At 67.6% G+C, this 25,073-nt stretch carries 22 protein-coding genes; 12 read left to right on the plus strand and 10 right to left on the minus strand.

All coding sequences use genetic code 11. The annotated features are described in order from the left end of the window. Positions 1-33 precede the first annotated feature (33 nt). The 6 genes from DID98_RS00500 to DID98_RS00525 all read right to left on the minus strand — a co-directional run bounded on the left by DID98_RS00500 (position 34) and on the right by DID98_RS00525 (position 5,636). A complete protein-coding gene (locus DID98_RS00500; RefSeq protein ID WP_124484828.1) occupies positions 34-489 on the minus strand; it encodes a (2Fe-2S)-binding protein in 456 nt (151 codons plus the stop codon). 141 nt (positions 490-630) lie between these two features. After that, positions 631-930 (minus strand): putative quinol monooxygenase, encoded by a 300-nt coding sequence (locus DID98_RS00505; RefSeq protein ID WP_044843118.1) that lies wholly within the window; start codon positions 928-930, stop codon positions 631-633. Between the two features lie 94 nt (positions 931-1,024). Next, the gene (locus DID98_RS00510; RefSeq protein WP_124570025.1) at positions 1,025-2,083 is read right to left on the minus strand and encodes an NADP-dependent oxidoreductase; all 1,059 of its coding nucleotides are present in this window, start codon (positions 2,081-2,083) and stop codon (positions 1,025-1,027) included. A 205-nt stretch (positions 2,084-2,288) separates the two neighbouring features. Next, complete coding sequence (locus tag DID98_RS00515; protein ID WP_124570027.1) at positions 2,289-2,909, minus strand: TetR/AcrR family transcriptional regulator; 621 nt, start codon at positions 2,907-2,909, stop codon at positions 2,289-2,291. Between the two features lie 123 nt (positions 2,910-3,032). Continuing rightward, positions 3,033-4,043: a DNA-binding protein gene (locus DID98_RS00520; RefSeq protein ID WP_124570088.1), complete on the minus strand. Its 1,011-nt coding sequence runs from the start codon at positions 4,041-4,043 to the stop codon at positions 3,033-3,035. 246 nt (positions 4,044-4,289) lie between these two features. Further along, the gene (locus DID98_RS00525; protein WP_124484830.1) at positions 4,290-5,636 is read right to left on the minus strand and encodes a PLP-dependent aminotransferase family protein; all 1,347 of its coding nucleotides are present in this window, start codon (positions 5,634-5,636) and stop codon (positions 4,290-4,292) included. 133 nt (positions 5,637-5,769) lie between these two features. Between DID98_RS00525 and DID98_RS00530 the strand changes: the two genes are divergently transcribed. From DID98_RS00530 to DID98_RS00540, 3 genes are read left to right on the plus strand one after another with little or no spacing between them, the layout of a single operon-like run. Then, positions 5,770-6,174, plus strand: a complete 405-nt coding sequence (locus tag DID98_RS00530) for a VOC family protein (RefSeq protein ID WP_124519463.1) — start codon at positions 5,770-5,772, stop codon at positions 6,172-6,174. A gap of 35 nt (positions 6,175-6,209) precedes the next feature. After that, a complete protein-coding gene (locus tag DID98_RS00535; RefSeq protein WP_124519464.1) occupies positions 6,210-6,839 on the plus strand; it encodes a LysE family translocator in 630 nt (209 codons plus the stop codon). Between the two features lie 54 nt (positions 6,840-6,893). Continuing rightward, positions 6,894-7,739, plus strand: coding sequence for a PhzF family phenazine biosynthesis protein (locus DID98_RS00540; protein WP_124519465.1), 846 nt, complete (start codon positions 6,894-6,896; stop codon positions 7,737-7,739). Positions 7,740-7,889: 150 nt separating this feature from the next. Here the strand turns inward: DID98_RS00540 and DID98_RS00545 are convergent, their stop codons facing one another. Then, the gene (locus tag DID98_RS00545) at positions 7,890-9,080 is read right to left on the minus strand and encodes a helix-turn-helix transcriptional regulator (RefSeq protein WP_044843154.1); all 1,191 of its coding nucleotides are present in this window, start codon (positions 9,078-9,080) and stop codon (positions 7,890-7,892) included. A gap of 281 nt (positions 9,081-9,361) precedes the next feature. Between DID98_RS00545 and DID98_RS00550 the strand changes: the two genes are divergently transcribed. The 5 genes from DID98_RS00550 to DID98_RS00570 all read left to right on the plus strand — a co-directional run bounded on the left by DID98_RS00550 (position 9,362) and on the right by DID98_RS00570 (position 14,722). Beyond that, complete coding sequence (locus tag DID98_RS00550; protein ID WP_124519466.1) at positions 9,362-10,300, plus strand: alpha/beta hydrolase; 939 nt, start codon at positions 9,362-9,364, stop codon at positions 10,298-10,300. Further along, positions 10,297-11,421, plus strand: a complete 1,125-nt coding sequence (gene ribBA, locus DID98_RS00555; protein WP_124519467.1) for a bifunctional 3,4-dihydroxy-2-butanone-4-phosphate synthase/GTP cyclohydrolase II — start codon at positions 10,297-10,299, stop codon at positions 11,419-11,421. Before DID98_RS00550 ends, ribBA begins: the two co-directional genes overlap by 4 nt. A 198-nt stretch (positions 11,422-11,619) precedes the next feature. Beyond that, complete coding sequence (locus DID98_RS00560; protein WP_124519468.1) at positions 11,620-12,042, plus strand: helix-turn-helix transcriptional regulator; 423 nt, start codon at positions 11,620-11,622, stop codon at positions 12,040-12,042. Positions 12,043-12,044: 2 nt separating this feature from the next. Beyond that, positions 12,045-13,379, plus strand: coding sequence for a type II toxin-antitoxin system HipA family toxin (locus tag DID98_RS00565; protein WP_124570029.1), 1,335 nt, complete (start codon positions 12,045-12,047; stop codon positions 13,377-13,379). A 107-nt stretch (positions 13,380-13,486) separates the two neighbouring features. Then, the gene (locus tag DID98_RS00570; RefSeq protein ID WP_124519470.1) at positions 13,487-14,722 is read left to right on the plus strand and encodes an NADH:flavin oxidoreductase; all 1,236 of its coding nucleotides are present in this window, start codon (positions 13,487-13,489) and stop codon (positions 14,720-14,722) included. Positions 14,723-14,793: 71 nt separating this feature from the next. Here the strand turns inward: DID98_RS00570 and DID98_RS00575 are convergent, their stop codons facing one another. Continuing rightward, the gene (locus DID98_RS00575; protein WP_044843109.1) at positions 14,794-15,921 is read right to left on the minus strand and encodes a 4-hydroxyphenylpyruvate dioxygenase family protein; all 1,128 of its coding nucleotides are present in this window, start codon (positions 15,919-15,921) and stop codon (positions 14,794-14,796) included. Between the two features lie 356 nt (positions 15,922-16,277). On the opposite strand from DID98_RS00575, the gene shiA reads away from it, so the two are divergent. The 4 genes from shiA to DID98_RS00605 all read left to right on the plus strand — a co-directional run bounded on the left by shiA (position 16,278) and on the right by DID98_RS00605 (position 20,938). After that, entirely contained in the window at positions 16,278-17,585 is a 1,308-nt protein-coding gene (gene shiA / locus DID98_RS00585) for a shikimate transporter (RefSeq protein WP_124484839.1), read from the plus strand. A gap of 211 nt (positions 17,586-17,796) precedes the next feature. Further along, on the plus strand, positions 17,797-19,098 hold the full coding sequence (locus DID98_RS00590) for a UDP-N-acetylglucosamine 1-carboxyvinyltransferase (protein WP_124519561.1): 1,302 nt from the start codon (positions 17,797-17,799) through the stop codon (positions 19,096-19,098). A 396-nt stretch (positions 19,099-19,494) separates the two neighbouring features. Beyond that, entirely contained in the window at positions 19,495-19,866 is a 372-nt protein-coding gene (locus DID98_RS00595; protein ID WP_124519472.1) for a DUF4440 domain-containing protein, read from the plus strand. A 301-nt stretch (positions 19,867-20,167) separates the two neighbouring features. Next, positions 20,168-20,938, plus strand: a complete 771-nt coding sequence (locus tag DID98_RS00605) for an IclR family transcriptional regulator C-terminal domain-containing protein (RefSeq protein WP_124484841.1) — start codon at positions 20,168-20,170, stop codon at positions 20,936-20,938. 54 nt (positions 20,939-20,992) lie between these two features. Here the strand turns inward: DID98_RS00605 and DID98_RS00610 are convergent, their stop codons facing one another. Both DID98_RS00610 and DID98_RS00615 read right to left on the minus strand, forming a co-directional pair. Further along, positions 20,993-23,293, minus strand: a complete 2,301-nt coding sequence (locus tag DID98_RS00610) for an ATP-dependent DNA helicase (RefSeq protein WP_124519564.1) — start codon at positions 23,291-23,293, stop codon at positions 20,993-20,995. Next, a complete protein-coding gene (locus tag DID98_RS00615; RefSeq protein WP_124519474.1) occupies positions 23,290-24,984 on the minus strand; it encodes a VRR-NUC domain-containing protein in 1,695 nt (564 codons plus the stop codon). Before DID98_RS00615 ends, DID98_RS00610 begins: the two co-directional genes overlap by 4 nt. Between the last annotated feature and the right edge of the window lie 89 nt (positions 24,985-25,073).

Below are 25,073 nucleotides of genomic sequence, written 5' to 3' on the forward strand. Positions count from 1 at the left end.
AGCGAACAAAGTGAGCGTGGTGACTGTTTCATCTCATGCCCCCTTCGCGGCGTGTTTGACCGCCGCGCGAATCCGGTTGTAGGTACCACAGCGGCAGATGTTGCCGGCCATCGCCGCGTCGATGTCGGCGTCGCTCGGGTTCGGGTTCGATGCGATCAGCGCGGTGGCCGCCATCACCTGCCCGGACTGGCAGTAGCCGCACTGGACGACGTCGAGCTCGCGCCATGCCTGCTGGACCTTCTGCCCGGCCGGCGTCGCGCCGACGGCTTCGATCGTCGTGATCCTGCGGCCCGCGACGGCCGCGACCGGCAGCACGCACGCACGTGCGGCGACGCCGTCGAGATGCACGGTGCACGCGCCGCATTGCGCGATCCCGCAGCCGAATTTCGTGCCGGTCAGGCCGACGACGTCGCGCAGGACCCACAGCAGGGGCATGTCGTCGGGGGCGTCGACCGTGCGGTTCTCGCCGTTGATGTTGAGGGTGACCATTCAGCCTCCGGGGCGGTGTATTGGGGAAGCGGCGCGAACGATGCGCTGCGCCGCGTTGTCGTTGTCATCGCCGTTGCGTCATGCGTGACGGCTGCCGCACGGTCCCGGGCGAGAACGGGCCGTGACGGGGGTACCGCGTCGTTACTCGGCCACGTCGATGCCCGACAGCACCTTGATGACGGGCGGCGCCGCGAACCAGTCGGCCGACTTCACGCGAAATTCCGTGAAATGCGGGCTGGCGAGGTGCGCGTCGAACGCGGCCTGGTCGTCGTAGATCTCGTACAGGTGCAGGTTCGGCGAACCGTCCTGCTCGCGGAACAGGTCGTAGCGCCGGTTGCCCGGCTCGACGCGCGTCTTGGCGACCATGCTGCGCAATTCGGCCTCGGCGGCCTGCGCGTGTTCGGGTTTCAGGAACAGGGAAGCAATCACGTGAAGCGCCATCTTTGTCACTCCTTTCGAAACGGAATCGAGCATGCCACAAGCCGGCGTCTCGCGACGCCAGCGTGCAATCGTCGTGTGTCGTCTTGCGCCGGTGTCAGGCCAGTTCGTCCGGACCCACGCGCACGACGACCTTGCCGAAATTCTTGCCGGCGAGCAAGCCGATCAGCGCTTGCGGCGCGTCAGCCAGGTCGGGGACCACATCTTCTAGCGTCTTCACCTTGCCCTGCGCGACCCACTCGCTCATCTCCTTCAGGAACGGCGCGTAGCCAGTCGCATAGTGATCCAGAATGATGAACCCCTGCATGCGGATGCGCTTGCGCAGGATCGTGCCCATCAGCGCCGGCACCCGATCGCGGCCGCCCGATACCGCGGTGTCGTCGTACGCCGCGTCGTTGTAATGCGCAATGATTCCGCACACCGGCACGCGCGCATGCTCGTTGAGCAGCGGCCACACCGCATCGAACACGGCGCCGCCGACGTTCTCGAAATAGACGTCGATGCCCTTCGGACAGGCTTCCTTCAGCCGGGCGGCGAATTGCGGATCGCGGTGGTCGACGCAATCGTCGAAGCCAAGCGTGCCCTTCACGTACGCGACCTTGTCGGCGCCGCCCGCGACGCCGATCACGCGGCAGCCCTTCAGCTTCGCGATCTGGCCGACCACCGCACCGACCGCCCCGCTCGCGGCGGCGACGACCACGGTTTCGCCGGCCTTCGGCTCGCCGATCTTCAGCAGCCCGGTATACGCGGTGAACCCCGGCATGCCGAGCACGCCGAGCGCATGCGACGGGTGTGCGAAGTCGCGGCCGAGCGGAATGAGACCGCTGCCATCGGACAGCGAATAGTCCTGCCAGCCGCCGCTCGCGACGACCAGGTCGCCTTCGCGATACGCGGGCAGGTTCGACGCCACGACACGGCTGACCGTGCCGCCGACCATCACGTCGCCGAGCTCGACCGGCGGCGCATACGACGGCGCGTCGCTCATCCGGCCGCGCATGTACGGGTCGAGCGACAGCCAGATCGTGCGCAGCAGCATCTGGCCGGCACCGGGCACCGGTACGTCGCCGGTTTCGAGACGAAAGTCGTTCGGGGTGGGCGCGCCGACCGGGCGCGCATTCAGAATGATTCTGCGGTTTGCTGCCTTGCCTTGCGGCATGGGAACCTCCGTCAACAGGAAGGGACGTGCACGGGCACGATCGGATCAACGTTGGACAACCGTGATGCGCGAGGCTGCGGCGTTGCCGGCGAATCAGCCGGCAGCGGGGCCGCCGCCTCGCGGGTAAAACAATGTGACTTCAGCGTAAGTAGACCAGTCGTCTAGCGCTCACGCAAAAAACAAGGCGCGCCTGCGCGCGCCCACATTACGACTGCACTCCGTCAGGCTCGAAGGACGGCAGGTTCAGCATCCGCCGTGTTTCGAGCATCGCGCGCTCGAGCGGTTTGCGGTCGCGGTGAATCTTCTCCAGCAGCGTCGCGCCCAGCCACAGCTCGTAAAGGATCGCGGCCGTATGCGCCGGATCGTCGACGCCGCTCAGCGAACCGTCGGCCAACCCGGCCTCGATCCCGCCCGCGAGCCGCTCGATGATCTGGCCGGTGCCGCGCCGCAGGACCGCGCGCATCGCCTCCGACAGATCGGACACTTCCGCACCGAGCTTCACCGCGAGGCACTTGCCTTCCGGATCGTCCGCGCACTGCGTGCGCAGCCAGTTGCCCCAGTACGTCATCAGGCGCTGCGCGCCCGTGCCGGCCGGGTGCTTGAGCAGGTTGTCGAGGTGCTCGAGATAGCCTTCGAAATACGATTCGAGCAGCGCCTCGCCGAACGCCTCCTTCGAGCCGAAGTAATGGTAGAACGAGCCCTTCGGGATGCCCGCCGCGGCGAGAATCTCGTTCAGACCGACCGCCGAAAACCCCTTGTGGAGCATGATCGGCTTCGCGATATTCAGGATGTGCTGGCGGACTTCCGCGCCTGAAGATGCATTCATGATGGCGTATCTTAGCAACGATTAGACCGGTCGTCTAGTAACGTCGAGCCGGCAAGTTGAGCGGCACTTTACCCGAATCGCACCGCGTCGCGGACACGTCGTCGCCGCACCGTGGCGCCCACGTCACGCGGGTTTCGGGGCGCGCTTCCTCGCGACCGGTTTCGCCGCACGCAGGGTGCCGCCCGCCGGTCGACCCGGCGCCCGGCGCGCGGGGGCGCGTGACGCGCGTTCGGCACGCAATGCGTCGAGTTCGCCGACGTACGCGGCATTGGCCGCGCGGGCCCCGTCGAGCTGGCCTTCGAGCATGCCGCAGCGGTGCTGCGTATCGGCCAGTTGCGCCTGCAATGCCGCGAGATCCTTGCGGTGCTGCGTATCGCGCTGTTCGGCGCGTGCCATGGCCGCGTCGAACTCCTTCTGAACGCGTGCGGCCGCGAGCCGTTCGCGGTCGATCTCCTGAAGCGCTCGCTTCTCCGCTGCACGCAAGCGTTCCTCGGCCCGTCCCGCGTCGTCGCGCAGCCGGTCGAGTTGCGACGTGAAATCGGCACGCGCCTGCGCCAGCGCGCGATCGGCGTCCGCGTTGTCGGACTTCAGCCGCTCGATTTCCGCTTGCAGCGCGCGGCGCGATGCTTCGTCGGCCGCCCTCGCCTGCTCGAGTTCCTGGATGCGCACCTGGGCCGCCAGCAACGCGCTCGTGCGGTGCTCCAGCGCGGTTTCGGTGCGGGACAGGTCGGCTTGCAATGCCGCGACCTCCGCTTTCGCCGCGGCCCGCTCGGCTTCGACTTCGGCGCGCAGTGCATCGAGCGCTGCGGCGGCATCGGCACTCGAGCGGCGCCACAACGCGGCGACGAGCTCACCGGCTGCCGCCTGCAGATCGGCCGGCAAATCCGGATGCTCGATGCGCACCCGGCTCTTTTCCCGCAACTCGGCCCAGAACTCGCCGAGAACCGCCGTCGGCGTGCTCATGCTGCCTTTGCGCACGAGCTGGTAAAGGCGGTTCGCGGTGGGCGTGACGCCGAAACGGAAGAACATCAACGCGCAGACCTCGCGATAGAGCTCGCGGGTCTTCGGGAAATCGGCTCTCAGGCGGTCGATTTCGGCGATCAGGCGGGATTCGTCGGCAACGAGGTCGGACATGACGGTTTGAGTCGGTAGTTTCGTTAATAATATAACGTAAACCGTTAAATATCCAATTATCACACCCCAATTGTTTGACATTATTTCTATAATGTTGAAATGAGCGAGGCGTGTGGCGTGTGGAATCGAAGCAGATCGTTTGCACGATTTGGTAATCGCCGGACCAAAGAGCCGCCAATTACCGTTAGTGGGGAGAGATACAAAACCCTGCGACCAAACGGCTAGTACGGTGCTCGCCCGGTGGCGTCACGCGCGCTGCTTCATCAGCCCTGCCAGAAGGGTCAGTGCTTCTGTCAGATCGTCGAACGACGGGCCGCCGAGGCAAAGTCGAATTCCGCTCGCCCGATCCTCCGGGTTCACCATCATGGATTCCGGAGGGGTCACCTTGATACGCATCGCTGCTGCGACGGATGCGACACGATTGGCAGCGTCACGCTCCATCGGCAGCCACGCGTTGTAGGCGCCGGGATGCGAGACCACTTCGCTCGCGCCGAGCAGAGAGATGGCCAGATTGGATCGACGCCGCGCCTCGTGGTGGAGGTCCCGCTGGATCGAGGAGATGACGTCGGTGGCCAGCCACTCCTCAACCACTGCGCAAGAGAGCGCCGACGGCGCCATTGGCAGGTCCCGCAGCGCGTCTTCCGCTGCGTCGTTGAGTCCGGCCGGCAGCGCGAGCACGCCGATCTGCAAACCGGGGCCGAGCGATTTGGACAGCCCGTTCACATGCAAGGTGATCTCGGGCGCCAACGCCGCAAGCGGTGGCGAAGCCGGCTCTGCCGACGCATAGACGCCGTCCTCGATGATCCACGCGCCCGCCCGGCGGCAAATATCCACGATGGCCTGCCTTCGTTCCGTGCCCATCGTTGCGGTGGTCGGGTTGTGCAGCGTCGGCGTGAGATAGACCGCCTTGCTGCCGGTCGACGCGATGCCGTCGAGTGCGTCCGCCAGTGCCCCCGGCGCCATCCCCTGCGCGTCGGTCTCGACGCCCTGCATCCGATATCCGCTACGCCGAGCCAGCGCGATCGCGCCAGGATAGGTGATCCGCTCGGTCAGAAGCAGCCCCTGCGAGCCACAGGCAAGATCGAAGGCCAACGATAGCGCCTGACGGGCGCCGCTCGTTAGCACCAGATGCGTCGGTTCCACCATCAGGCCCAGCGTTTCGAGCCAGCGAGCCAGCACACGTCGGTGCTCCATATGTCCGGCGGGCGGGGCATAGAGATTGAGATGGTCCGCATCGATCTTGCGTGCGATCCCCGTCAACGTTCGCGCCAGCAAGCGCGCGTCGAGCATGGCTGGCGGCACATTGGACGAAAGGTCGATCTGGCGATCGTGATGCGCCTGGCGGATCGCCACGAAAGTTCCTCGGCCCTTGATGCTGCGCGTCAGGCCTCGCCGTTCAAGCGAGGCATAGGCTTTCGTCACCGTGCCAAGGCCAATCCCCAGTTTCAACGCGAGATCGCGATGAGCGGGCAGACGGTCGCCTCCCGTCAGCCGCCCCTCGATGATGTCGTCGGCGAGGGCGAGGACCAACCGCTCGGCGGTATTCGCGTCGATGTCGGCAAGTCGTGGTGACCAAGGGGATTGCAGAAGCATGTTCGCCGCCCAAATATTAGTGTCACGTGACACTATTTATGAAAGCAACAAGCGTAACATGCGCGATGTGATTGGATGAGGTCATGCATTTCTGGAGGCGCCTGATCGCCATGACAGGCGTGTGGAGAGTCGAATGTTGAGCCATGTAACTGTTGGGGCGCGTGATCTTGGGCGGGCAGGCCGTTTCTATGACGCGCTGCTCGCTCCGCTCGGACTGAAGCGTCGCGTCGTCACGTCCGATGGCGGGCCTCCGGCGCTTTGCTGGGTAACCGGTCAATCGCCGCTGCCGCGCTTCTATGTCTACATCCCGTACGACGGTGAGCCGGCGACCATCGGCAACGGCAGCATGGTCGCCTTTCTGGCCCCCTCGCAAGAAGCCGTGAACACGGCCTACGCGAACGGTCTCGCGCACGGCGGGACGGACGACGGCGCACCCGGGTTACGCCCCCACTACGGTGACGGCTACTTCGGCGCGTATCTGCGCGACCCCGACGGGAACAAGGTCCATATCGTTCATCGCGGAGACCTCCAGCCGTAACGCTGGAGACGCCCCGCATCTTTGGAGAAACTCGAATGATCGCCAGTCAGATCGCACTCGCCTACGGCACCTACCTCATCGCCACCGCCAGCCCCGGACCGAGCAACATGGCGATCATGGGAACAGCGATGCGCGACGGCCGTCTGCCGGCCCTCGTTCTGGCTGCCGGCGTCATCACGGGCTCACTCTTCTGGGCGATCCTGGCGGCGACCGGCGTTTCCGCCGTGCTGGCCGCCTATGCCGAGGCGCTTTTCGTCATCAAGATGGTTGGGGGTGTCTATCTGCTCTACCTGGCGTTCCGCACGGGCAGATCGGCGCTGAAACTGGGCTCCGGCTTCGCGAAGATGGAACCAGGACGCTCGACACCTCGCTATCGGCGGCTCTACCGCCAGGGCATTCTCATGCATATCGGGAACCCGAAGGCGGTTCTGGCCTGGATGGCAATCATGTCCCTTGGGCTTCAGGAGCACGCCCCCGGCGGCACCTTGCCGGCGATCATCGGTGGTTGCGCGTTCCTCGGCGTCATCGTGTTCGGTGGTTATGCGGTCCTCTTCTCGACCGCTCGGATGATCGCCCTGTATACCCGTCTTCGGCGCTGGATCGAAGGCACGCTATCCGCGGTGTTCGCCGTTGCGGGAGTCAATCTGCTTGCCTGGCAACGTTGATATCCCGGCTTGTCGGCGCCATCACGAACTGACCTGAATTGAAAGAGCGATGTCATGACCTTTGCGATCCATATGATCGATGTCTTCGGCGCCGGGCCGCTTTCGGGCAATCCGCTGGCGGTCGTCATCGGTGCCGATGCCCCGGCAACGGATGACATGCAGCGGCTGACGCGGTGGTTCAACCTGTCCGAGACCGCTTTTCTCTTGCCACCCACGCATCCTGAGGCGGACTACCGGGTCAGGATCTTCACGCTGGACAGGGAGATGCCTTTTGCCGGGCACCCGACGCTCGGCAGCTGTCATGCGTGGCTCTCGACGGGCCGCGTGCCGAAGAGCGAAGCGGAAATCGTCCAGGAATGCGGAGCCGGGCTGGTTCCGATCCGACGCAATCACGAGCGGCTTTCCTTCGCCGCCCCGCCGCTGATCCGCTCCGGCGCGCCGACACAGGATGAATTGGACCAGGCCCGGCGACTGCTGGGGATCGAATCCGGCGATGTCCTTGATGCCGCCTGGATCGACAACGGTCCCGGATGGCTGGGCATCAGGCTGGTATCGGCGGAAACGGTGCTCGCCCTCAATCCGCTCCGCGGTTGGCCCGGCCGGATCGATGTCGGCGTTATCGGCCCTCATGCAACAGGCGGCAACGCGGCCTTCGAGGTTCGCGCCTTCTTCAGCGACCATCTGGGCACCGTCGTCGAAGACCCGGTCACTGGAAGCCTCAATGCTTCAATGGCGCAGTGGCTGTTCGCGACAGGTGTGGTTGACGACGACTATGTCGCCGCCCAGGGGACACGCCTCGGCCGCCATGGCCGCATTCATTTGACCCGCGACGAGGCTGGTCAAATCTGGGTCGGCGGCAAGACCCGCACGCATGTCGAAGGCCGGCTCCGCGGCCTTTGAAAGGGCAAACGAGAAAGCGGCAACCGGATGTACGGGCGAGCCTCTTTTGCATGATGCCTCCATCGCCGAGCGTCACGTGCCCCGTCGACCGTTGTCGCTGGCTCGCCAGAGGAATGCGGCCGACTCCGACGGATCGACATCGGCCTCTACTTATCCCAGCGGCACCACGCTCCCGAGCAGGATTCGCACGAGTGTCGCCTGGCGCGTCACGCCCGTCTTCGAGAAGATCGCGCGCAGGTGCGTACGCGCCGTGTTCTTGCTGATCCCCGACTCCTCCGCCGCCTCCTCGAGCGTCAGCCCGTTCGTCAGCAGCAGCGCGAGCGACGTCTCGGCGGGTGTCAGGTCGAACAGCTTGCGGATGATTTCCTGCGCGCCTTGCGGCTTGCGGTCGGGGTCGCGCAGGAACAGCGTGACGGCCGGCCGGCGCTTGTTGTCCTCCGACCAGTCGGACAGCAGCACGGTGCGCACCAGCAGCCCGAGGCGCGGCTTGTCGAAGCCGCGCGTGATCGGCATCGCCTCGACGATCGCCGCGGCCGTGCCGTGATGCCCCATCACCGCGTGGCGGATCAGCCGCTTGAGCGTGCGGTTCTCCTGCGCATCGGTCGCCTCGATCGTGCCGCGCGCAATCGTCAGACCGTTGTTCTGCTTCAGGATCTCGTCGGCGACGCCGTTCATGTCGATGATCGTGCCGTTCTCGTCGAGCGTGATCGTGCCGATCTGCATCCGGTTGATCGCGTTGGCATAGATCGACCGCTCGACCTCGGCCGTGTCGAGCCGCGAATGCAGTTCGACCGCCCGCTTCAGGTGCGGCAGCAGCAGCGCGCAGATCGCCTTGTCGCGCGCGGAGAACTGCTTCGACGCATGATTGCGGCACACGCGGAACCGGCACTCGACGCCCGACGGCGTGCGCAGGTCCGCGCCGAGAATGTAGCGCACGTCCTGCGGCTTCAGGAACTGCTTGTACAGTTCGCTCGACAGCCAGCCCGTATCGCCGAACACGTCGTCGACCGTGACCACGCGATCGGCCGGCAGGCCGACGAACGGGTCGAGCGAATAGTAGTAATTGTTGTACGACGCCTCGCCGTCCCCCGGCACGACCGGGCCGAACTCCGATGCATGCACGGACAGCGGCGCGCGACGGTCGCTCGCGGCCGCGCGCAGGATCAGCGTCACGTAGCTGGCCTGCAGCAGCCGGCGAACCATCTCGAGCGCGCCGGCCCACGGCGGCGTTTCCATCGGCCCCTGGTAGATGCGCGCCATCAGCTCGCTGAAATCAGCGACGCCGATGTCGGCCTCCTCGCTCGTTGACTGGCTCTCTTGCGGGGCCCATCTCGTCTCCATCAGCACGCTCCATCCTCCATGCAACTTGTGTTCGGTGCGATTCATCCGCGCCGCCATGATTAAGACGTGTCTTAATTCCGGCGTCATCGGGACATTCACTGAATGGTGAGCTTTGGCCATCCGGACGCGCGAACCATCGTCCAATCGGATGATGTGGCACCCTGCCCGCTGCGCTGGAATGCCCGTCAGGCCGTGCCGGCAAGCATCCGGCGCGGGCTCAGGGAAAACCGCGATGCGGGTTTACCTGATTCAGACCGCATCCGATTCAGACAGGAGTTCCAATGCCGCTCGACCCTCAGGCGCAGGCGCTGCTCGCCGCGCTCGCCCAAGTGCCCCCGATCGATTTCGATCCACTGACCGTGCCCGCGTACCGTGCGAGCCTCGCCGGAGGCAGCGCGTTCGCGCCCGGCGACGCGATTGCCGCCGAAGAGGACTGGCAGATCCCGGCGCCGGGTCGTCAGTTATCCGCACGACTGTATCGGCCCGATGCCGACGGGCCGTTGCCGCTGACCGTGTTTTTCCACGGCGGCGGCTTCGTCGCGTGCGGGATCGATTCGCACGCGAACCTGTGCCGCAGTCTTGCCAGGCGGGCGCGCACGCTCGTGCTGTCGGTCGATTACCGGCTCGCGCCCGAAGCGCGCTTCCCGGCAGCCGCGCAGGACGCTTGCGACGCAGTGCGCTGGGCCGCCGCCGGTGCGCGTGATCTCGGTGCGCGCGCCGGGGCGATCGCCGTGGCCGGCGACAGCGCGGGCGGCAACCTGGCCGCGGTCGCCGCGCTGCAGTTGCGCGGCTCGGGCATCGCGATCGCGCACCAGTTGCTGCTGTATCCGGTCGTCGATTGCGCGAACGAGCATCCGTCGTACGAATCGCTCGGCGAAGGCTATTTCCTGACGGCGGACGCGATGCGCTGGTTCAAGCGCCAGTATTTCGACGACGGCGCCGACCGCGCATCGCCGCTCGCGAGCCCGCTCGCCGTGGCGGACCTGTCGGGCGCGGCGCCGGCCACCATCGTCAGCGCGGAATTCGATCCGTTGCGCGACGAGGCCGAAGCGTACGCACTGCGCCTCGCGCAGGCCGGCACGCCGGTCTCGCTCGTGCGTTGGCCGGGGCAGCTGCACGGCTTCGCGAGCATGCTCGGCGCAATCGACGCGGCCGATCGCGTGCTGACCTTCGGCGCCGACGCGCTGCGCCGCGCCTTCGACGCGACGGAGGCGCAATGACGCTCGCCGGTACGCGGGAAATCGTCGACGAGCTGCGTGCGGGACGGATGGTCCTGCTCGTCGACGAGGAGGACCGCGAAAACGAAGGCGACCTCGTGATCGCGGCCGATCACGTGACGCCCGACGCGATCAACTTCATGGCGCGCTTCGGGCGCGGGCTGATCTGCCTGACGCTGACCGCGGAGCGCTGCGAGCAACTGCGTCTGCCGCCGATGGCCGATCGCAACGGCACGCCATTCGGTACCGCGTTCACCGTCAGCATCGAGGCGGCCGAAGGCGTGACGACCGGCATTTCGGCAGCCGATCGCGCGCGAACGATCCGCGCGGCGGTGCGCGCGGGCGCGCGTCCCGACGATCTCGTGCGGCCCGGCCACGTGTTTCCGATCGCCGCGCGCCCGGGCGGCGTGCTGGTGCGCGCGGGACACACGGAGGCCGGCTGCGATCTCGCGGCGCTCGCCGGGCTCACGCCCGCGTCGGTAATCTGCGAGGTGATGAACGACGACGGCACGATGGCGCGGCTGCCCGAGCTGCGGACGTTCGCCGCGCATCACGGGCTGAAGATCGGCACGATCGCGGACCTGATCCATTACCGCCGCGAGCACGAGTCGCTCGTCGAACGTGTCGGCGAACGGCCGCTGCATACGCCGTGGGGCCGGTTCCGCGCGATCGAGTATCGCGACACCGTGCACGGTGCGCCACATCTTGCGCTGGTGCGCGGCGAGCCCGATCCGTCGACACCCGTGCTGACGCGCGTGCACGAATGCCATTCGCTGCTCGACCTGCTCGACGCGGAACCGTCCGCGCATTCGTGGCCGCTGCACGCGGCGCTGCAGCGGATCGACGCGGCCGGTTGCGGCGTCGCGGTGCTGCTCGACTGCGACATGCGCGGCGACGCGATGCGAACGCCGGCCGGCCACGCACGCCGTGACGGCCGCGTGACGGGAATCGGCTCGCAGATCCTGCGTGAGCTCGGCGTGCGGCGGCTGAACGTGCTGTCGAGTCCGTTCCGGCTGCCGGCGCTGTCGGGGCACGACCTGGAAATCATGGCGTTCATCCCGCTCGGCGACGACGATCCGGAAAGCGCGGGCGCCGCCGATGCGAGCCCGCTGCGGGCGGCGTGATGATGCCGGGCTGACGGGCTGACGGGCGACAGGCTGACAGGCGCGTGCCGCGCGTCCTGGCGCCGCCCCACGGGTTTCCGCTTGACGGGCTATCGTTTGTTTTTATGAAATACAGTCTGAGGTTTGTATTTTGACGATACATACCATAGACTGTATTTTTCGATTACAAACGATCGCCTGTCATTGCGCGGAGAGCCCATGGCATTCCCTGTCCAGACCTTGAGCCAGTTGCGCCCGATCCTCGTCGGCTTCCGGAAGTCGGCGGGGTTCACGCAGGCGCAGCTCGCTGCCCGCCTCGGCGTGACGCAACAGTCGTACGCGCAGCTCGAAGCCAATCCGTCCACGGTCAGTATCGAACGTCTTTTCAAGGTGCTGAACGTGCTCGGCGTTCGCCTGGCGCTCGAGCCGGGCACGCCGGACGACGCAGCGGCGCCAGCTGGCACCGCGCCGGCGCCCAAGCGCACGCCGGCCGCGCGCGGTCGCTCGTCCGGTTCGCCCGGTTCGTCCGAGCTGCCGGCTCGCCCGCCGGCCGCTGCGAAGGCCCCATCCGCCGCCACGCGGAAACGGCCCGCCGCCGCCACGCCCGGCAAGCCTCGGGGCACCACGCGGGAGGACTGGTGACGATGGCCCGCCGCCCCCGCCACGACCGCCTCGACCTGTGGATGAACGGCATCCCGGTCGGCTACTGGGAAGTCCGGCGCGGCGTCGAGCGCCTCGTCTACCTGCCGGCGTGGGTCGACGATCCGCAAGGCCGTCCGCTGTCGCTGTCGCTGCCGTTCACGCCGGGCAATCAGCCGCACCAGGGCGCGATCGTCGCCGACTACTTCGACAACCTGCTGCCGGACAGCCAGCCGATCCGCCGCCGCATCGCGCAGCGCTACCGGCTCGGGTCGACGGCGCCGTTCGAACTGCTCGCGTCGATCGGCCGCGATTGCGTCGGGGCGCTGCAGTTGTTGCCCCCGGACGAAGCACCGGTCGACCTCGAATCGATCGACGGCACCGCGCTCGACGATACGGCCGTGGCCGACGTGCTGCGCCACGCGACCGCCGCGCCGCTGCCCGGCCACGCGGAGCCGGACGGCGAGCTGCGCCTGTCGATCGCCGGCGCGCAGGAAAAAACCGCGTTATTGCGCGACGGCGATCGCTGGCTGCTGCCGGCGGGCAGCACGCCGACCACGCATATCTTCAAGCTGCCGCTGGGGCGCGTCGGGAACATGCAGGCCGACATGCGCACGTCGGTCGAGAACGAATGGCTGTGTTCGAAGATCGTCGCCGCGTACGGCCTGCCGGTCGCCGCGTGCGACATCGGCCGGTTCGACGACCAGAAGGCGCTGATCGTCGAGCGTTTCGACCGCCGTCCGTCCCGCGACGGCATCTGGATCCTGCGGCTGCCGCAGGAGGACATGTGCCAGGCGACCGGCACGCCGTCGGGCGCCAAATACGAATCCGACGGCGGCCCCGGCATCGCGACGATCATGGGCATCCTCGCGAATTCCGCCGAGGCCGCGCGGGACCGGACGAACTTCTTCGTCACGCAGCTCGTGTTCTGGGTGCTCGCGGCCATCGACGGCCACGCGAAGAATTTCAGCATCGCGCACCTGCCCGGCAACACGTATCGCAGCACGCCGCTGTACGACGTGCTGTCCGCGCATCCGATCATCGGCACGCGCCGCAACCAACTGCCGCCGCGGCGCGCCCGGCTCGCGATGGCCGTGTGCGGGAAGAATCGCCATTACGTGATCGGCGACATCCAGCCGCGTCACTGGATCGCGCAAGGCGCGCGTGTCGGTCTGACCGAAGACGTCGTACGCGCGGCCATGGCCGATGTGGCGGCACGCACCGAACCGGTAATCGCCGGCGTCGCGTCGCGCATTCCGGCGGATTTCCCGTCAGACGTGGCCGATGCGATCTTCGACGGGATGCGCCGCCAGGCGCGCAAGCTGGGCGCGGCCGACTAGGCGGTGCGGGCGCCCGGGCGGCGGGCGGCGGATCATCCACGTGGACGATGCGATCCGGCGTCGGCTCCGCACAATGGTCGCCATCCCCATTCCGACGCACGCCCGACATGGAACCTGCCGCCCTCGATACTGCATTCAGCCCGCTGCAGATCGGCCCGCTGACGCTGCGCAACCGCTTGATCAAATCCGCGACCAACGAAGGGATGACGCCGAACGGCGTGCCGTCGCGTGCGCTCGTCGGGTTTCATGAACGCATCGCCGCGGGCGGCGCCGCGCTGACGACGGTCGCGTACTGCGCGGTCAGCGACGACGGCCGCACGTTCGTCGACCAGGCGCGGCTCGATGCGCCCACGGTCCGGCAATTCCGCGCGCTGACCGACGCGGTGCATCGCCACGGCGCGGCGGCGTCCGCGCAGATCACCCACGGCGGCTGCTTCACGTTCCTGCCGTCGCTGTCGACGAAACGTCCGTTGAGTGCGTCGGGCGGGTTCAACAAGGTCGGCGTGATGAGCGGCCGCTTCCTGAAGCAGGCGATGACGCGCGATCAGATGACCGTCATCGCCGACGAATTCGCACGCGCGGCGCGCCACGCGCGCGACGCGGGCTTCGACGCGGTCGAGATCCATATGGGTCACGGTTATCTGCTGAGCCAGTTCCTGTCGCCGCTGTACAACCGCCGCCGCGACGCATACGGCGGCGATGCGGCGCGTCGCGCGACGTTCCCCGTCGAGGTGCTGCGCCGCGTGCTCGATGCGGTCGGCCGCGATCTCGCCGTGGTCTGCAAGATCGGCGTGACCGAAGGGGTGCGTGGCGGCGGAACGCCCGACGACGCATCCGAGATCGCACGGCGGCTCGAGGCCGAGGGCGCGCACTTGCTGGTGCTGAGCGGCGGGATGAACGTCGAGTCGGTGTGGCAGCTGTTCGGCAGCCCGCTGCCCGGCGAGGCGCGCGCGAACGCCGACAACGCGATCGTGCGCACCGCGATGGCGCTGCAGAAGCTCACCGAGCCGAAGATGGGCGCGTTTCGGGAGATGTATTTCCTCGAGCATTCGCGGCAGGTGCGAGCGGCCGTCCGGATGCCGCTCGCCTATCTCGGCGGCGTGCGCTCGCGCGAGAACGTCGCGCTGGCGATGCGCGAAGGATTCGACGCGGTGGCGCTCGCCCGCGCGCTCGTGTTCGAGCCGGGTTTCGTGAACGAACTGCGCGACGGCCGCATCGCGCAATCGGGCTGCACGTCATGCAATCGCTGCGTCGTGTCGATGTACACGCCGGGCGGTACCGCATGCGCGCTCAAGGCGCCGAACGATCCGGCGCCGAACCGTGTGCCGGCCGCGGGCGGGTGACGTTACGCGGTCGCTGATTTCTCAGTCGCACTCGCAGCCGTCGCCACTACCGCGACCACGCCCTCTGCCGCTCACCCGGCGTCGCGGGCGCGGGCCAGCGCTGCGAGGTTCCCTTCCCCGAATCCGTGGTGCCCCTGCCGCTGCACGATCTCGAAGAAGATCTCGCCGGGCCGGCGCTTGACGAAGGTCTGGAAGAACAGGCGCGGCACGCCGTCGCTGCCGATTTCGCCGTCGACCAGCACCGCGCGGCGGCGCAGCGCGTCGAGATCGACGCCGTGCCCCGGCAGCCGCGCATCGACTTCGTCGTAATAGCGCGCCGGCGGTTCGATGAATTCGACGCCGTTCGCGCGCAGCGCATCGACGCTCGCCAGGATGTCGTCGGTCGCCAGCGCAACGTGCTGGACGCCTTCGCCCGGATGGTCCGGCAAATACGCGTGCATCAGCTCGGTGCGGCGCGTGCCTTCCTCGTAGACCGGAATCCGCACCGCGCCGCACGGCGACACCATCACGCGCGACTCTTCCGACACATGCCAGTGCGCGTCGATTTCATGGATTTCGCGGAAGTGCAGCAGGTCGTGATAGAAGTCGAGCCACTCGCGCATGCGCCCCGCGCCGACCGTCTGCGTGAAATGGTCGACCTGCTGCAGGCCCGTGCCCGCGCAATCGAGATCGGTATGCGCGGTCGCGATGTCGATCGGCCGGAAATCGATGTCGAAGATCGAGATGTCGCCGACGCCGCCGCGCTGGCCGTCCCGCCCACGCCAGCGATCGACGAAATAAAGGTGCGAATCGCCGATCCCCTGGATCGCCGGAATCTTCAGCTCGCCGACCCCGATCCGCTCGCCCTCGAACGCCCACGCGCCGAGCTCGATCGCACGCTCGAACGCGCGCCGTGCGCTGGCCACCCGCAGCCCGATCGCGCACACGCCCATCCCGTATTCCTCTGCATAGCGCGCAGCGAACGAATCGGGCTCGGCGTTGATCAGGAACTGCATCTGCCCTTGCCGGTACAGCGTGACGTTCTTGCTGACATGGCGCGCGATCGCCTTGAATCCGAGCTGCTCGAAGCGTTGCGCGAGCGCGTCCGGCACCGGCGCCGCGAACTCGACGAATTCGAGTCCGGCCATCCCGAGCGGATTGGCGGCCGGATCGGCAACGGGCGGCGTATCGCTGGACAGGGGGTGGGAATTGCCGGGCATTACAGTCTCCGGGGGTATGCGGTCGATGGGGATGACGCCCGCGCGTGCGGCATCCCCGGCCGATGGGGTGGCCGGGTGTCCGCCCGATTCGGGCAAGGTTTTGATGGTCCCGATTTTAACCAGATCGTTCACGCCGGCACACCCTGGCCGAACGGGATACGAATGCCTCGCCTAGTGCAAACCCGGGATTCGTTCGATAATCGCACATAAAAGAGCGATAATCGCGCATTTTGTCCGATCGGCCAATTGCCGTCGCGCGGCGCGCGCCCTATTCTCCGTCCACCCATCGACTTCAATGCAGCATCGGACGCGGCGCCGCCACGATTCCACGATGCGCCATGCCAGGAGACTTCGCCATGACCCCAACCTTCGACACCCTCGACGCCGCCGCCGGCGCCCGCGCGCGCAGCCAGGCCCGCAAGGCCGCGATCGGCAGCTTCGTCGGTGCCGTCGTCGACTGGTACGACTTCCTGCTGTACGGGATCGTCGCCGCACTCGTCTTCAATTCCGAATTCTTTCCGAAGGTCAGCCCGACCATGGGCACGCTCGCGGCGTTCGCGACCTTCGGCGTCGGCTTCCTGTTCCGGCCGCTCGGCGGCGTCGTGTTCGGCCATTACGGCGACCGGCTCGGCCGCAAGCGGATGCTCGTGCTGACCGTGATGCTGATGGGGCTGTCGACCGTCGCGATCGGCCTGCTGCCGAGCTTCGCGACGATCGGCTGGTGGGCGCCCGTGCTGCTGGTGCTGATGCGTGCGATCCAGGGCTTCGCGGTCGGTGGCGAATGGGGCGGCGCGGCGCTGATGGCCGTCGAGAGCGCACCGAAGCAGAAAAAGGCGTTCTACAGCAGCGGCGTGCAGGTCGGCTACGGCGTCGGGCTCGTGCTGGCCACGGGGATCGTGTCGATCCTGAGCCATACGCTCGGAGAGGCCGCGTTCAAGTCGTGGGGCTGGCGCCTGCCGTTCGTGTTCAGCATCGTGCTGGTGCTGATCGGGCTGTGGGTCCGCAAGAGCATGGACGAGTCGCAGGAATTCGTCGAGAAGGTCGAGCACGGCAATCGCAAGCTGCGCCTGCCGGTGCTGGAGGCGCTGACGCGCCATCCGAAGGCGTTCCTGCTGATCGTCGCGCTGCGGCTCGCCGAACTGTTCACGATGTATATCGTCACCGCGTTCGCGCTCAGCTATTCGACGTCGAACCTCGGCATGTCGCGCGACCTGTTCCTGAACATCGGCCTGCTGGTCGGCGCGGTCAGCTGCGTGACGATCCCGTGTTTCGCGTGGCTGGCGGACCGCTTCGGCCTGCGCCGCATCTACCTGATCGGCGCGCTGATCGGCCTCGCGTCGGCGGTGCCGTTCTTCGTCGCGCTGGAATCGCGCTCGATCGCGTGGATCGTGGTCTTCTCGATCCTGCTGGCCAATGCCGCGCACGACATGATCGTGAGCGTCCAGCAGCCGCTCTTCACCGAGTTGTTCGGTGCGGAATACCGCTACAGCGGCGCGGGCGTCGGTTATCAGTTCGCGAGCGTCGTCGGCGGCGGGTTCACGCCGTTCATCGCGGTGGCGCTGGTCAGCCTGGCCGGCGGTTCATGGCACCTGGTCGCCGGCTATCTCGCGGTGGGTTGCCTGATCTCGCTGGTGGTCGCCGCGCGGATGCGGGCGGCGGAGTGAGGAGATGACCGGAGGGCCGGCCGCAATACGCGCCGGCCATTTTCACACCGGCTACTATCCCCGGCGAGCCGGACGGGCCCGGCCCTCGCCCAACGTCAAACACGGTCAATCCCGCGCGCAGAAGCCCTTTTTGCCCTCTGAACATTCCACGTCACCCGCCGACCAATGGCATCATATGGGCCTACGTCAGTCACAGATACGCCCCCATATCATGTCGAATCTCATCGTCCACGGCGGCACTCCGCTGCGCGGGGACATCAAGCCGTCCGCGAACAAGAACGCCGTCCTGCCGATCCTGTGCGCCACCCTGTTGACCGATCAGCCGCTGCGCCTCGTCGGCGTGCCGGACATCACCGACGTGCGCAAGATCCTCGACATCTTCCGCACGCTCGGCAGCGACGTGTCGGTCGACTTCACGACCGGCATTCTCGAACTCCACCATCGCAACACGACGTTCGACCCGGCCGTTCACCGCCTGCCCGAGGCGATGCGTTCGTCGATCATGCTGATTCCGCCGCTGCTCGCGCGCTTCGGCGTCGCGCGCCTCGAGAACGACGTGAAGGGCTGCACGCTCGGCGTGCGCGAAATCGATCCGCACGTCGAAGTGTTCGAGCGCTTCGGCGCGCACATCGAGCGCACGCCCGATTCGCTGATCGTCCGTGCCGACGGCCCGCTGACGGCCAACGATCACTGGCTCGACTACGCATCGGTGACGACCACCGAAAACTTCGCGCTGTGCGCGACGGCCGCCGGCGGCACCTCCACGCTGATGAATGCGGCGTCCGAGCCCCACGTGCAGGAGTTCTGCCAGTTCCTCGCGATGATCGGCGTCGCGATCGAAGGCATCGGCACGTCGCGCCTGTGCGTGACGGGCGGCGGCAAGCTCGGCGGCGGCGAATTCCGCTTTGCCGAGGATTTCCACGAAATCGCGACGTTCCTCGCGCTGGGCGCGATCACCGGCGGCGACATCACGGTGCGCAACTCGTCGCCGGAGCATTTCCCGCTGATCGACCGCACGTTCGCGAAGTTCGGCGTGACCGTCACGCACCGCGACGGCTGGTCCCGTGCGGAACGCGACGGCCCGCTGCGCGTGCGCCGGCCGTTCACGCAGAACATCCTGACCAAGGTCGAAGCCGCGCCGTGGCCGTACCTGCCGGTCGACCTGCTGCCGATCTTCATCGCGCTCGGCGTGCGTGCGGAAGGCAGCGCGATGTTCTGGAACAAGGTCTACGACGGCGCGCTCGGCTGGTCCGGCGAACTGTCGAAATTCGGCGCGCACGTGCTGCTGTCCGATCCGCACCGGCTGATCACGTTCGGCGGCCTGCAACTGACGCCGGCGCGCGTCGAGAGCCCGTACATCATCCGTGTCGCGATCGCGCTGCTGATGGTGGCCGCGAGCATCGAAGGCCGCTCGGAAATCATGAACGCGCTGCCGATCCGCCGCGCGCACCCGCATTTCGTCGAAAACCTGCGTTCGGTCGGTGCGAACGTCGAGTGGACGAGCAGCGAGTAATGGCAATCGGGATGCGGCGGGCGTAACAGGCGCGCCGCATCCGCCGCTTTTTGCATTCGACCGGCGGCGCCGACGCGCCGCTGCCCCCTCTTCAGCCATCGGCCGCCGTCGGGTGCGTATCGGCCACGCCCCCGCCTCACTTCCCGTCCCGGCATCGACGTCGTTCGCGTCGACGTGGCAGCATCGATCACACCATTACGGTCACGGCCCCTCGGCCGGGATTGCTCGAGCGCATGAGCTGGATGTCGCCGGCGCCAATGCATTGCATCGCTCGCCGAACGCCAGATTCAGACCTGTCCGATTGCCCAAACACCTGTCGAAGCCATAGGCTGCGTTCCTTCCCAAGCGAATAGCCGCACACACGGCAACTCGCACTTCAACCGGAATGCAAGCGACATGGAACCTCGATTCACACTGATGCAGATGCGCGAAGTCTGGATCGATGCGTATCGCCACGCCGACGTCGAGCAACTCGATTTCGTGGCAAGCCCGCACTTCTTTATCCAGCACGAAAATCGCTTTCGTCCGAAAGCGCAGTTTCTCGCTCGAATGCGCGCCCTGTCGGCCGAACGGGCGACGGTCACACGTCGTGTTGCATACCGGGATGACGCGATACAGATCGCCGAGCACGCGCAATGGGCGACGATATCCGGAACTGGATTCGTCTGGCACGACGGAACGATGGATTCTCGCTTCGATTTTCTGGAGCTGTGGTGCGTGAGCGACACCCGATGGCGGATTGCCGCGCTTTGTCACGAACACACGTGAGCCCGAGAACCTCGCGCTGCCTGACCGCCCGTCGCGACCAGAACGCCGGACGAGCGCGTGCCCGAAACCGCCGGCGCTCAGACAAACGGATTCCGCAATACTGGATCACCCTCCACCCGCAAGCCGTCATGCATATCTTCGGTGTACAGGTACTCGCAGCCCTCGATCGAGGCCGTTGCCACGATGCACGGGCTGCAAGGCCGAACGGATAGCGCCGGCTGGCCGCATGTCGCATTGTCCGCCGCGCCGCGCGATAATCGCCCACTCCCGCACGAACACCGCGCACGACGCGCCCCCGACCATGAAAAAGCCCGACCTCGACCGACGCGACTGGATTGCCGGCCTCGAAAAGGGCCTGATGATCCTCGAGGCATTCGACAGCCAGCACGCGCGGATGACGCCGACCCAGGCCGCCGCCCGCACCGGCCTCACGCGCACGGCCGCGCGGCGCTACCTGCTGACGCTCGAATCGCTCGGCTACGTGTACACCGACGGCAAGCTGTACGGCCTCACGCCTCGCGTGCTGCGGGTCGGCTGGTCGTACTTCGATTCGGCGCGCCTGCCGCGCACGGTCCAGCCCTATCTGCAGCAACTGAGCGCGTCGCTGAACGAATCGGCGTACGTGAGCGTGCTCGACGGCTGGGAACTCGTGTTCATCGCCCGCAACGGCGTGTCGCGCGTGATGACGACCGGCTTCGTGCTCGGCGCGCGCGTGCCCGCCCCGCTGACGTCGCCGGGCGTCGTGCTGCTCGCGCATCAACCGGATCGCGAGGCCGTCCGCACGTGGCTCGACGACACCGAACTCGCGCCGTTCACGCCGCACACGATCACCAACAAGGCACGCCTGCTCGAACAGGTCGACCACGCGCGCGACGCGGGCTTCGCGGTGATCGAGCAGCAATTGCAGGTCGGCGTGCGCGGCATCGCGGTGCCGCTGAAGAACCGTCACGGCGAAGTCGTCGCCGCGCTGAGCACGAACATGCCGATCGGCGCGGAGACGACCGACGCGGCCGTGCGGCGCGTGCTGCCGCATCTGCAGGAAACCGCGCTCGCGATGCTCAACGTGCTTTAGGGATTCACGCGAGCCGCGCGCACGACATCCCGCGCACGACATCCGTCACGCCCGTCACCCGATCCGCCACCACCGCGGCAACAGATCGCGCACCTCCCGCCGCCGGTAACGATCGTCGATCAGATGCACGACGCCCTCGTCGTGTTCGGTGCGGATCACGCGCCCGGCCGCCTGCACGACCTTCTGCAGGCCCGGGTACAGATACATGTAGTCGTACCCGTTGCCGAAGCGCGCCTCCATCGCGCGCCGCATCTGTTCGTTGACATCGTTGACCTGCGGCAGCCCGAGCGTCGCGATGAACGCGCCGATCAGCCGCTCGCCGACGAGATCCACGCCTTCCGAGAACGCACCGCCCAGCACCGCGAAGCCGACTCCGCGCCCGCCCGCGTCGAAGCGCGCGAGAAACGCGTCGCGCTCGCTTTCGGCCATGCCGGGCGCCTGGGCCCACACGGGCACGTCCGGATGACGCGTCTGCATCAGCGCGACGACGCGCCCGAGATAGTCGAAGCTGCTGAGGAAACCGAGGTAGTTGCCGGGCCGTGTCGCATACTGCGCGGCGATCAGGTCCACGATCGGTTCGAGCGAACGGTCGCGGTCGCGCCAGCGCGTCGATACGTGGCTCGCGACGCGCACGATCAGTTGCTCGGCGCGGAACGGCCCGTCGACGTCGAGCCAGCCGGTGTCGGCCGGCAACCCGAGCGTGTCGCGATAGAAATGAAACGGGCTCAACGTGCCGGAAAACAGCACGGTCGCGCGCGCGGCGTCGTAACGCGGCGCGAGAAAGCCGGCCGGAATCACGTTGCGCACGCACAGCGTCGACTGGATGCGGCGCCGGCGCCCGGCCGGTGCGACGCCGTCGAGCCCGGCCTGGCGCGGCAGCGGCTCGCCGTGCAGCGTCGCGTCGAAGATCGACGCGCCGTCGAACGCATCGGCGAGCACGCCGAACTGGATCGCCTCGAAATGAAAGCGCAGCAGCGCGTCGCCGTTCGCGCGCGGCGCATCGGTCAGGTGTTCGCCGATCGCCGCGACGAGGTTCTGCACGGCCGACACGATCGGCCCCGGAATCTCGGGGTATGCCGCATAGCGCGCGGCCTGTGCGCGATTGAGCGTGCCCCACGCGCGCGCGAGCCGGTCGAACGCCTTGCGCAGTGCCGCGGGCGCCGCCTCGCGCGCGGCCGCGAATGCGAACGGGTCGAGCGATGCGCTATACATCTTGCGGGCTCGATCGAGCAGGTTGTGCGCCTCGTCGACGAGCACGCCGACGCGCCACTGGTTCTGCTGCGCGAGCGTATGCAGCATCGCGCTGCCGTCGTAGTAGTAGTTGTAGTCGCCGATCACCATGTCCGACCAGCGCGCCAGCTCCTGCGCGAGATAGTACGGACAGACGTCGTGCGCGAGCGCCGCCTCGCGCACGGTATCGCGATCGAGCAGCCCCGCGCCGATCGCCGCGTCGCGCGCCGCCGGCAGGCGGTCGTAGAAGCCTTGCGCAAGCGGGCACGATTCACCGTGACACGCGCGGTCGGGATGCTCGCACGCCTTGTCGCGCGCGACGAACTCCAGCACGCGCAGCGGCAGCGCCGGCGTGCCGGCGCCGAGCGTGGTCGCCGCTTCCAGCGCGAGCGCGCGACCGGGCGTCTTCGCGGTCAGGAAGAACACGTGATCGAGCTCGCCCTCGCCGCACGCCTTCAGCAGCGGAAACACCGTGCCGAGCGTCTTGCCGATGCCGGTCGGCGCCTGCGCCATCAGGCAGCGCTCGTCGCGCGCCGCGCGATAGACGGACACGGCCAGCTCGCGCTGGCCGCTGCGGAATCGGCCGTGCGGAAACGTCAGCGCGCGCAGCGCCGCATCGCGGGCCGAGCGGTGCGCGGTCTCGCGCTCGGCCCAGCCGACGAAGCACGCGCACTGCTCGGCGAAGAACGCGGCGAGCGCGCTTGCGCCGAGCGTCTCGGTCAGCACGGTCTCGCGCTCCGACACGATGTCGAAATACACGAGCGCGACGTCGATTTCCGCGAGTCCGCGTGCGTCGCACATCAGGTGCGCATAGACCTTCGCCTGCGCCCAGTGCAGCGCGCGATGATTGGCCGGCATCGCGTCGAGGCTGCCGCGGTAGGTCTTGATCTCCTCGAGCCGGTTCGCGACCGGGTCGTAGCCGTCCGCGCGCCCGCGCACGGTGAGCGTGCCCCACGTGCCGGTCAACGCGATCTCGGTTTCGTAGCGCGCGCCGCGCTTCGACGTGACGGCGCCATGACCGGCAATGCCTTCGAGCGCGGTCGGCGCGGGCGTGAAGCGCAGGTCGAGATCGCCGCGCCGCGCGGTGAATTCGCACATCGCCCGCACCGCGACGACGTAGCTCATGCGGACAATCCCGCCGCTTCGGCCTGCTCGACACCGGCTCCGGCCCATTCGACATCGACGACACGCACCGGCATGCCGTGCGCGAGGCAGTACGCGAGCCAGCGCGTCTGGTTGTCCTGCAGCCGGTCGCCGGGGCCCTTCACCTCGATCAATTCATAGCGCCGCTCGCCGGGCCAGAAACGGACGAGATCGGGCAGCCCCGAGCGGTTGCCGCGGATATCCGCGAGCAGGCGCGTGAACCACAGCCGCAGGTGCTCGGGCGGCAGGCAGGCCAGCGCCTCGTCGAGCAGTTCGCCGGTCAGCACGCCCCAGAACACGAACGGCGATTGCAGCCCCGTCTTCGTCGCGAAGTGCCGGCGGATCGTGTCGCGGTACGCGCTCGAGTCGAGTTGCGCGAAACAGGCGGCGAACGCGTCCGTGCGGCGCACGGCGAAATCGGGCGCGTGCAGGTCGGCCGGGCCGCGCTGGAACGGGTGAAAGAACGCGCCGGGCACGGCCGCGAACACGGGCTCCCAGCACAGCAGGCCGAACAGCGAATTGATCAGCGTGTTCTCGACGTAGTGAACCGGCGCATCGGGCTGCGCAAGATGGTCGCGCACCGCGTATTCGACGCTGACGAACGCTTCAGGGCGCATCAGCACGAGCGTCTCGCGCGGCACGTCGGGCGTGCTGCCCGCGCGTTCGACCCGCTGCCCGAGACGGCGCTGCAGGCGCGGCAGCATCCGCTCGACGCGCTGGCGCTCCTCGTCGCTTTCGAAGCCGCCGCGCGCATCGAGCGCCAGCGCGAGCGCATCGGTGTCGCGGCCGCAGCGTTCGAGCACGCGAATGCGCCGGTGCCGGCTGCCCGGCCACGCGCTGCGCGCATACGCGTCGAGCGCGGCAGCCCAGTCGGCGCGGCGCTCGCAGGTCTGCCCGAGCGTGAACAGCAGCTTCGCGCGGCGCGTCGCGAGCCACGGCTGCGCGCAGCCGACCGCGTCGATCGCCTGCAGCAGATCGTCGAACGGCTGGTCGTCGGGCCATGCGTCGAGTGCTTCTCGGCAGGTCTGCAGCGCGAGATACGCGTCGACGTCGTCGCGCTGCTGGAACGCGCGCGACGACGGCGCGAACGGCACGCTTTCGTACTGGAACACGCCGAGATCGGCGAGCACGAATTCGCTCCAGTCCTGATGAAGATTGCCGAAGAACATCAGCCGCAGGCGGTCGCACAGCGCGCCGACCGTCACGCGCAGCACGCAATCGTCGGCCTGCGCGCACCATGCGTCGAGCGGTTGCGCCACGTCGTGCGCGGGCCGCAGCCGCTCGAGCCACTCGGGCTTGCGCTCGCCCGCGTGCGCCGCGAGCGACGGGAACATCTTCAGCAGGTCGGCCTTGGTCGACAGCAGGAACAACTCGTCGAGCGTGAGCGCGGGTGCCGGATCGACCCAGCCGAGCTCGACGAGCGGCGCGGCCGCGTCGAGCGTGCTGCCGATTTCGTCGTACGCGAGCTTGCTCGCGCGGAAGTCGGTGCCGCTGCGCATCAGCATCCGCACGAGCAACGCACGCGACGCTTTCGGCAGTTGCGCGAAATGCGCGAGAAACGCATGTTCGCTCGCATCGAGCAGGTCGTCGTAGCGCTCGCCGAGCCAGGCCAGCGCGCGTTCGAAATTGGTCAGGTAGTAAAACGCCGGGGGCGTCGGCGATGCAGGCGTCACGGGGATCGATCACTGTACGTTTGTACAGGTCGGAATCATATCAAATGTGACGAAAAATGCCGCATGCCGCGCACCGCCATGCGGCTGCC

It is taken from the genome of Burkholderia sp. Bp8984 (assembly GCF_003853755.1).
Classification (GTDB): Bacteria; Pseudomonadota; Gammaproteobacteria; order Burkholderiales; family Burkholderiaceae; genus Burkholderia.

Bases quoted from the DNA above. Each gene is read 5' to 3' on its own strand.
- DID98_RS00500 (WP_124484828.1), bottom strand. From the start codon at position 489: ATGGTCACCCTCAACATCAACGGCGAGAACCGCACGGTCGACGCCCCC.
- DID98_RS00505 (WP_044843118.1), bottom strand. From the start codon at position 930: ATGGCGCTTCACGTGATTGCTTCCCTGTTCCTGAAACCCGAACACGCG.
- DID98_RS00510 (WP_124570025.1), bottom strand. From the start codon at position 2,083: ATGCCGCAAGGCAAGGCAGCAAACCGCAGAATCATTCTGAATGCGCGC.
- DID98_RS00515 (WP_124570027.1), bottom strand. From the start codon at position 2,909: ATGAATGCATCTTCAGGCGCGGAAGTCCGCCAGCACATCCTGAATATC.
- DID98_RS00520 (WP_124570088.1), bottom strand. From the start codon at position 4,043: ATGTCCGACCTCGTTGCCGACGAATCCCGCCTGATCGCCGAAATCGAC.
- DID98_RS00525 (WP_124484830.1), bottom strand. From the start codon at position 5,636: ATGCTTCTGCAATCCCCTTGGTCACCACGACTTGCCGACATCGACGCG.
- DID98_RS00530 (WP_124519463.1), top strand. From the start codon at position 5,770: ATGTTGAGCCATGTAACTGTTGGGGCGCGTGATCTTGGGCGGGCAGGC.
- DID98_RS00535 (WP_124519464.1), top strand. From the start codon at position 6,210: ATGATCGCCAGTCAGATCGCACTCGCCTACGGCACCTACCTCATCGCC.
- DID98_RS00540 (WP_124519465.1), top strand. From the start codon at position 6,894: ATGACCTTTGCGATCCATATGATCGATGTCTTCGGCGCCGGGCCGCTT.
- DID98_RS00545 (WP_044843154.1), bottom strand. From the start codon at position 9,080: ATGGAGACGAGATGGGCCCCGCAAGAGAGCCAGTCAACGAGCGAGGAG.
- DID98_RS00550 (WP_124519466.1), top strand. From the start codon at position 9,362: ATGCCGCTCGACCCTCAGGCGCAGGCGCTGCTCGCCGCGCTCGCCCAA.
- ribBA (WP_124519467.1), top strand. From the start codon at position 10,297: ATGACGCTCGCCGGTACGCGGGAAATCGTCGACGAGCTGCGTGCGGGA.
- DID98_RS00560 (WP_124519468.1), top strand. From the start codon at position 11,620: ATGGCATTCCCTGTCCAGACCTTGAGCCAGTTGCGCCCGATCCTCGTC.
- DID98_RS00565 (WP_124570029.1), top strand. From the start codon at position 12,045: ATGGCCCGCCGCCCCCGCCACGACCGCCTCGACCTGTGGATGAACGGC.
- DID98_RS00570 (WP_124519470.1), top strand. From the start codon at position 13,487: ATGGAACCTGCCGCCCTCGATACTGCATTCAGCCCGCTGCAGATCGGC.
- DID98_RS00575 (WP_044843109.1), bottom strand. From the start codon at position 15,921: ATGCCCGGCAATTCCCACCCCCTGTCCAGCGATACGCCGCCCGTTGCC.
- shiA (WP_124484839.1), top strand. From the start codon at position 16,278: ATGACCCCAACCTTCGACACCCTCGACGCCGCCGCCGGCGCCCGCGCG.
- DID98_RS00590 (WP_124519561.1), top strand. From the start codon at position 17,797: ATGTCGAATCTCATCGTCCACGGCGGCACTCCGCTGCGCGGGGACATC.
- DID98_RS00595 (WP_124519472.1), top strand. From the start codon at position 19,495: ATGGAACCTCGATTCACACTGATGCAGATGCGCGAAGTCTGGATCGAT.
- DID98_RS00605 (WP_124484841.1), top strand. From the start codon at position 20,168: ATGAAAAAGCCCGACCTCGACCGACGCGACTGGATTGCCGGCCTCGAA.
- DID98_RS00610 (WP_124519564.1), bottom strand. From the start codon at position 23,293: ATGAGCTACGTCGTCGCGGTGCGGGCGATGTGCGAATTCACCGCGCGG.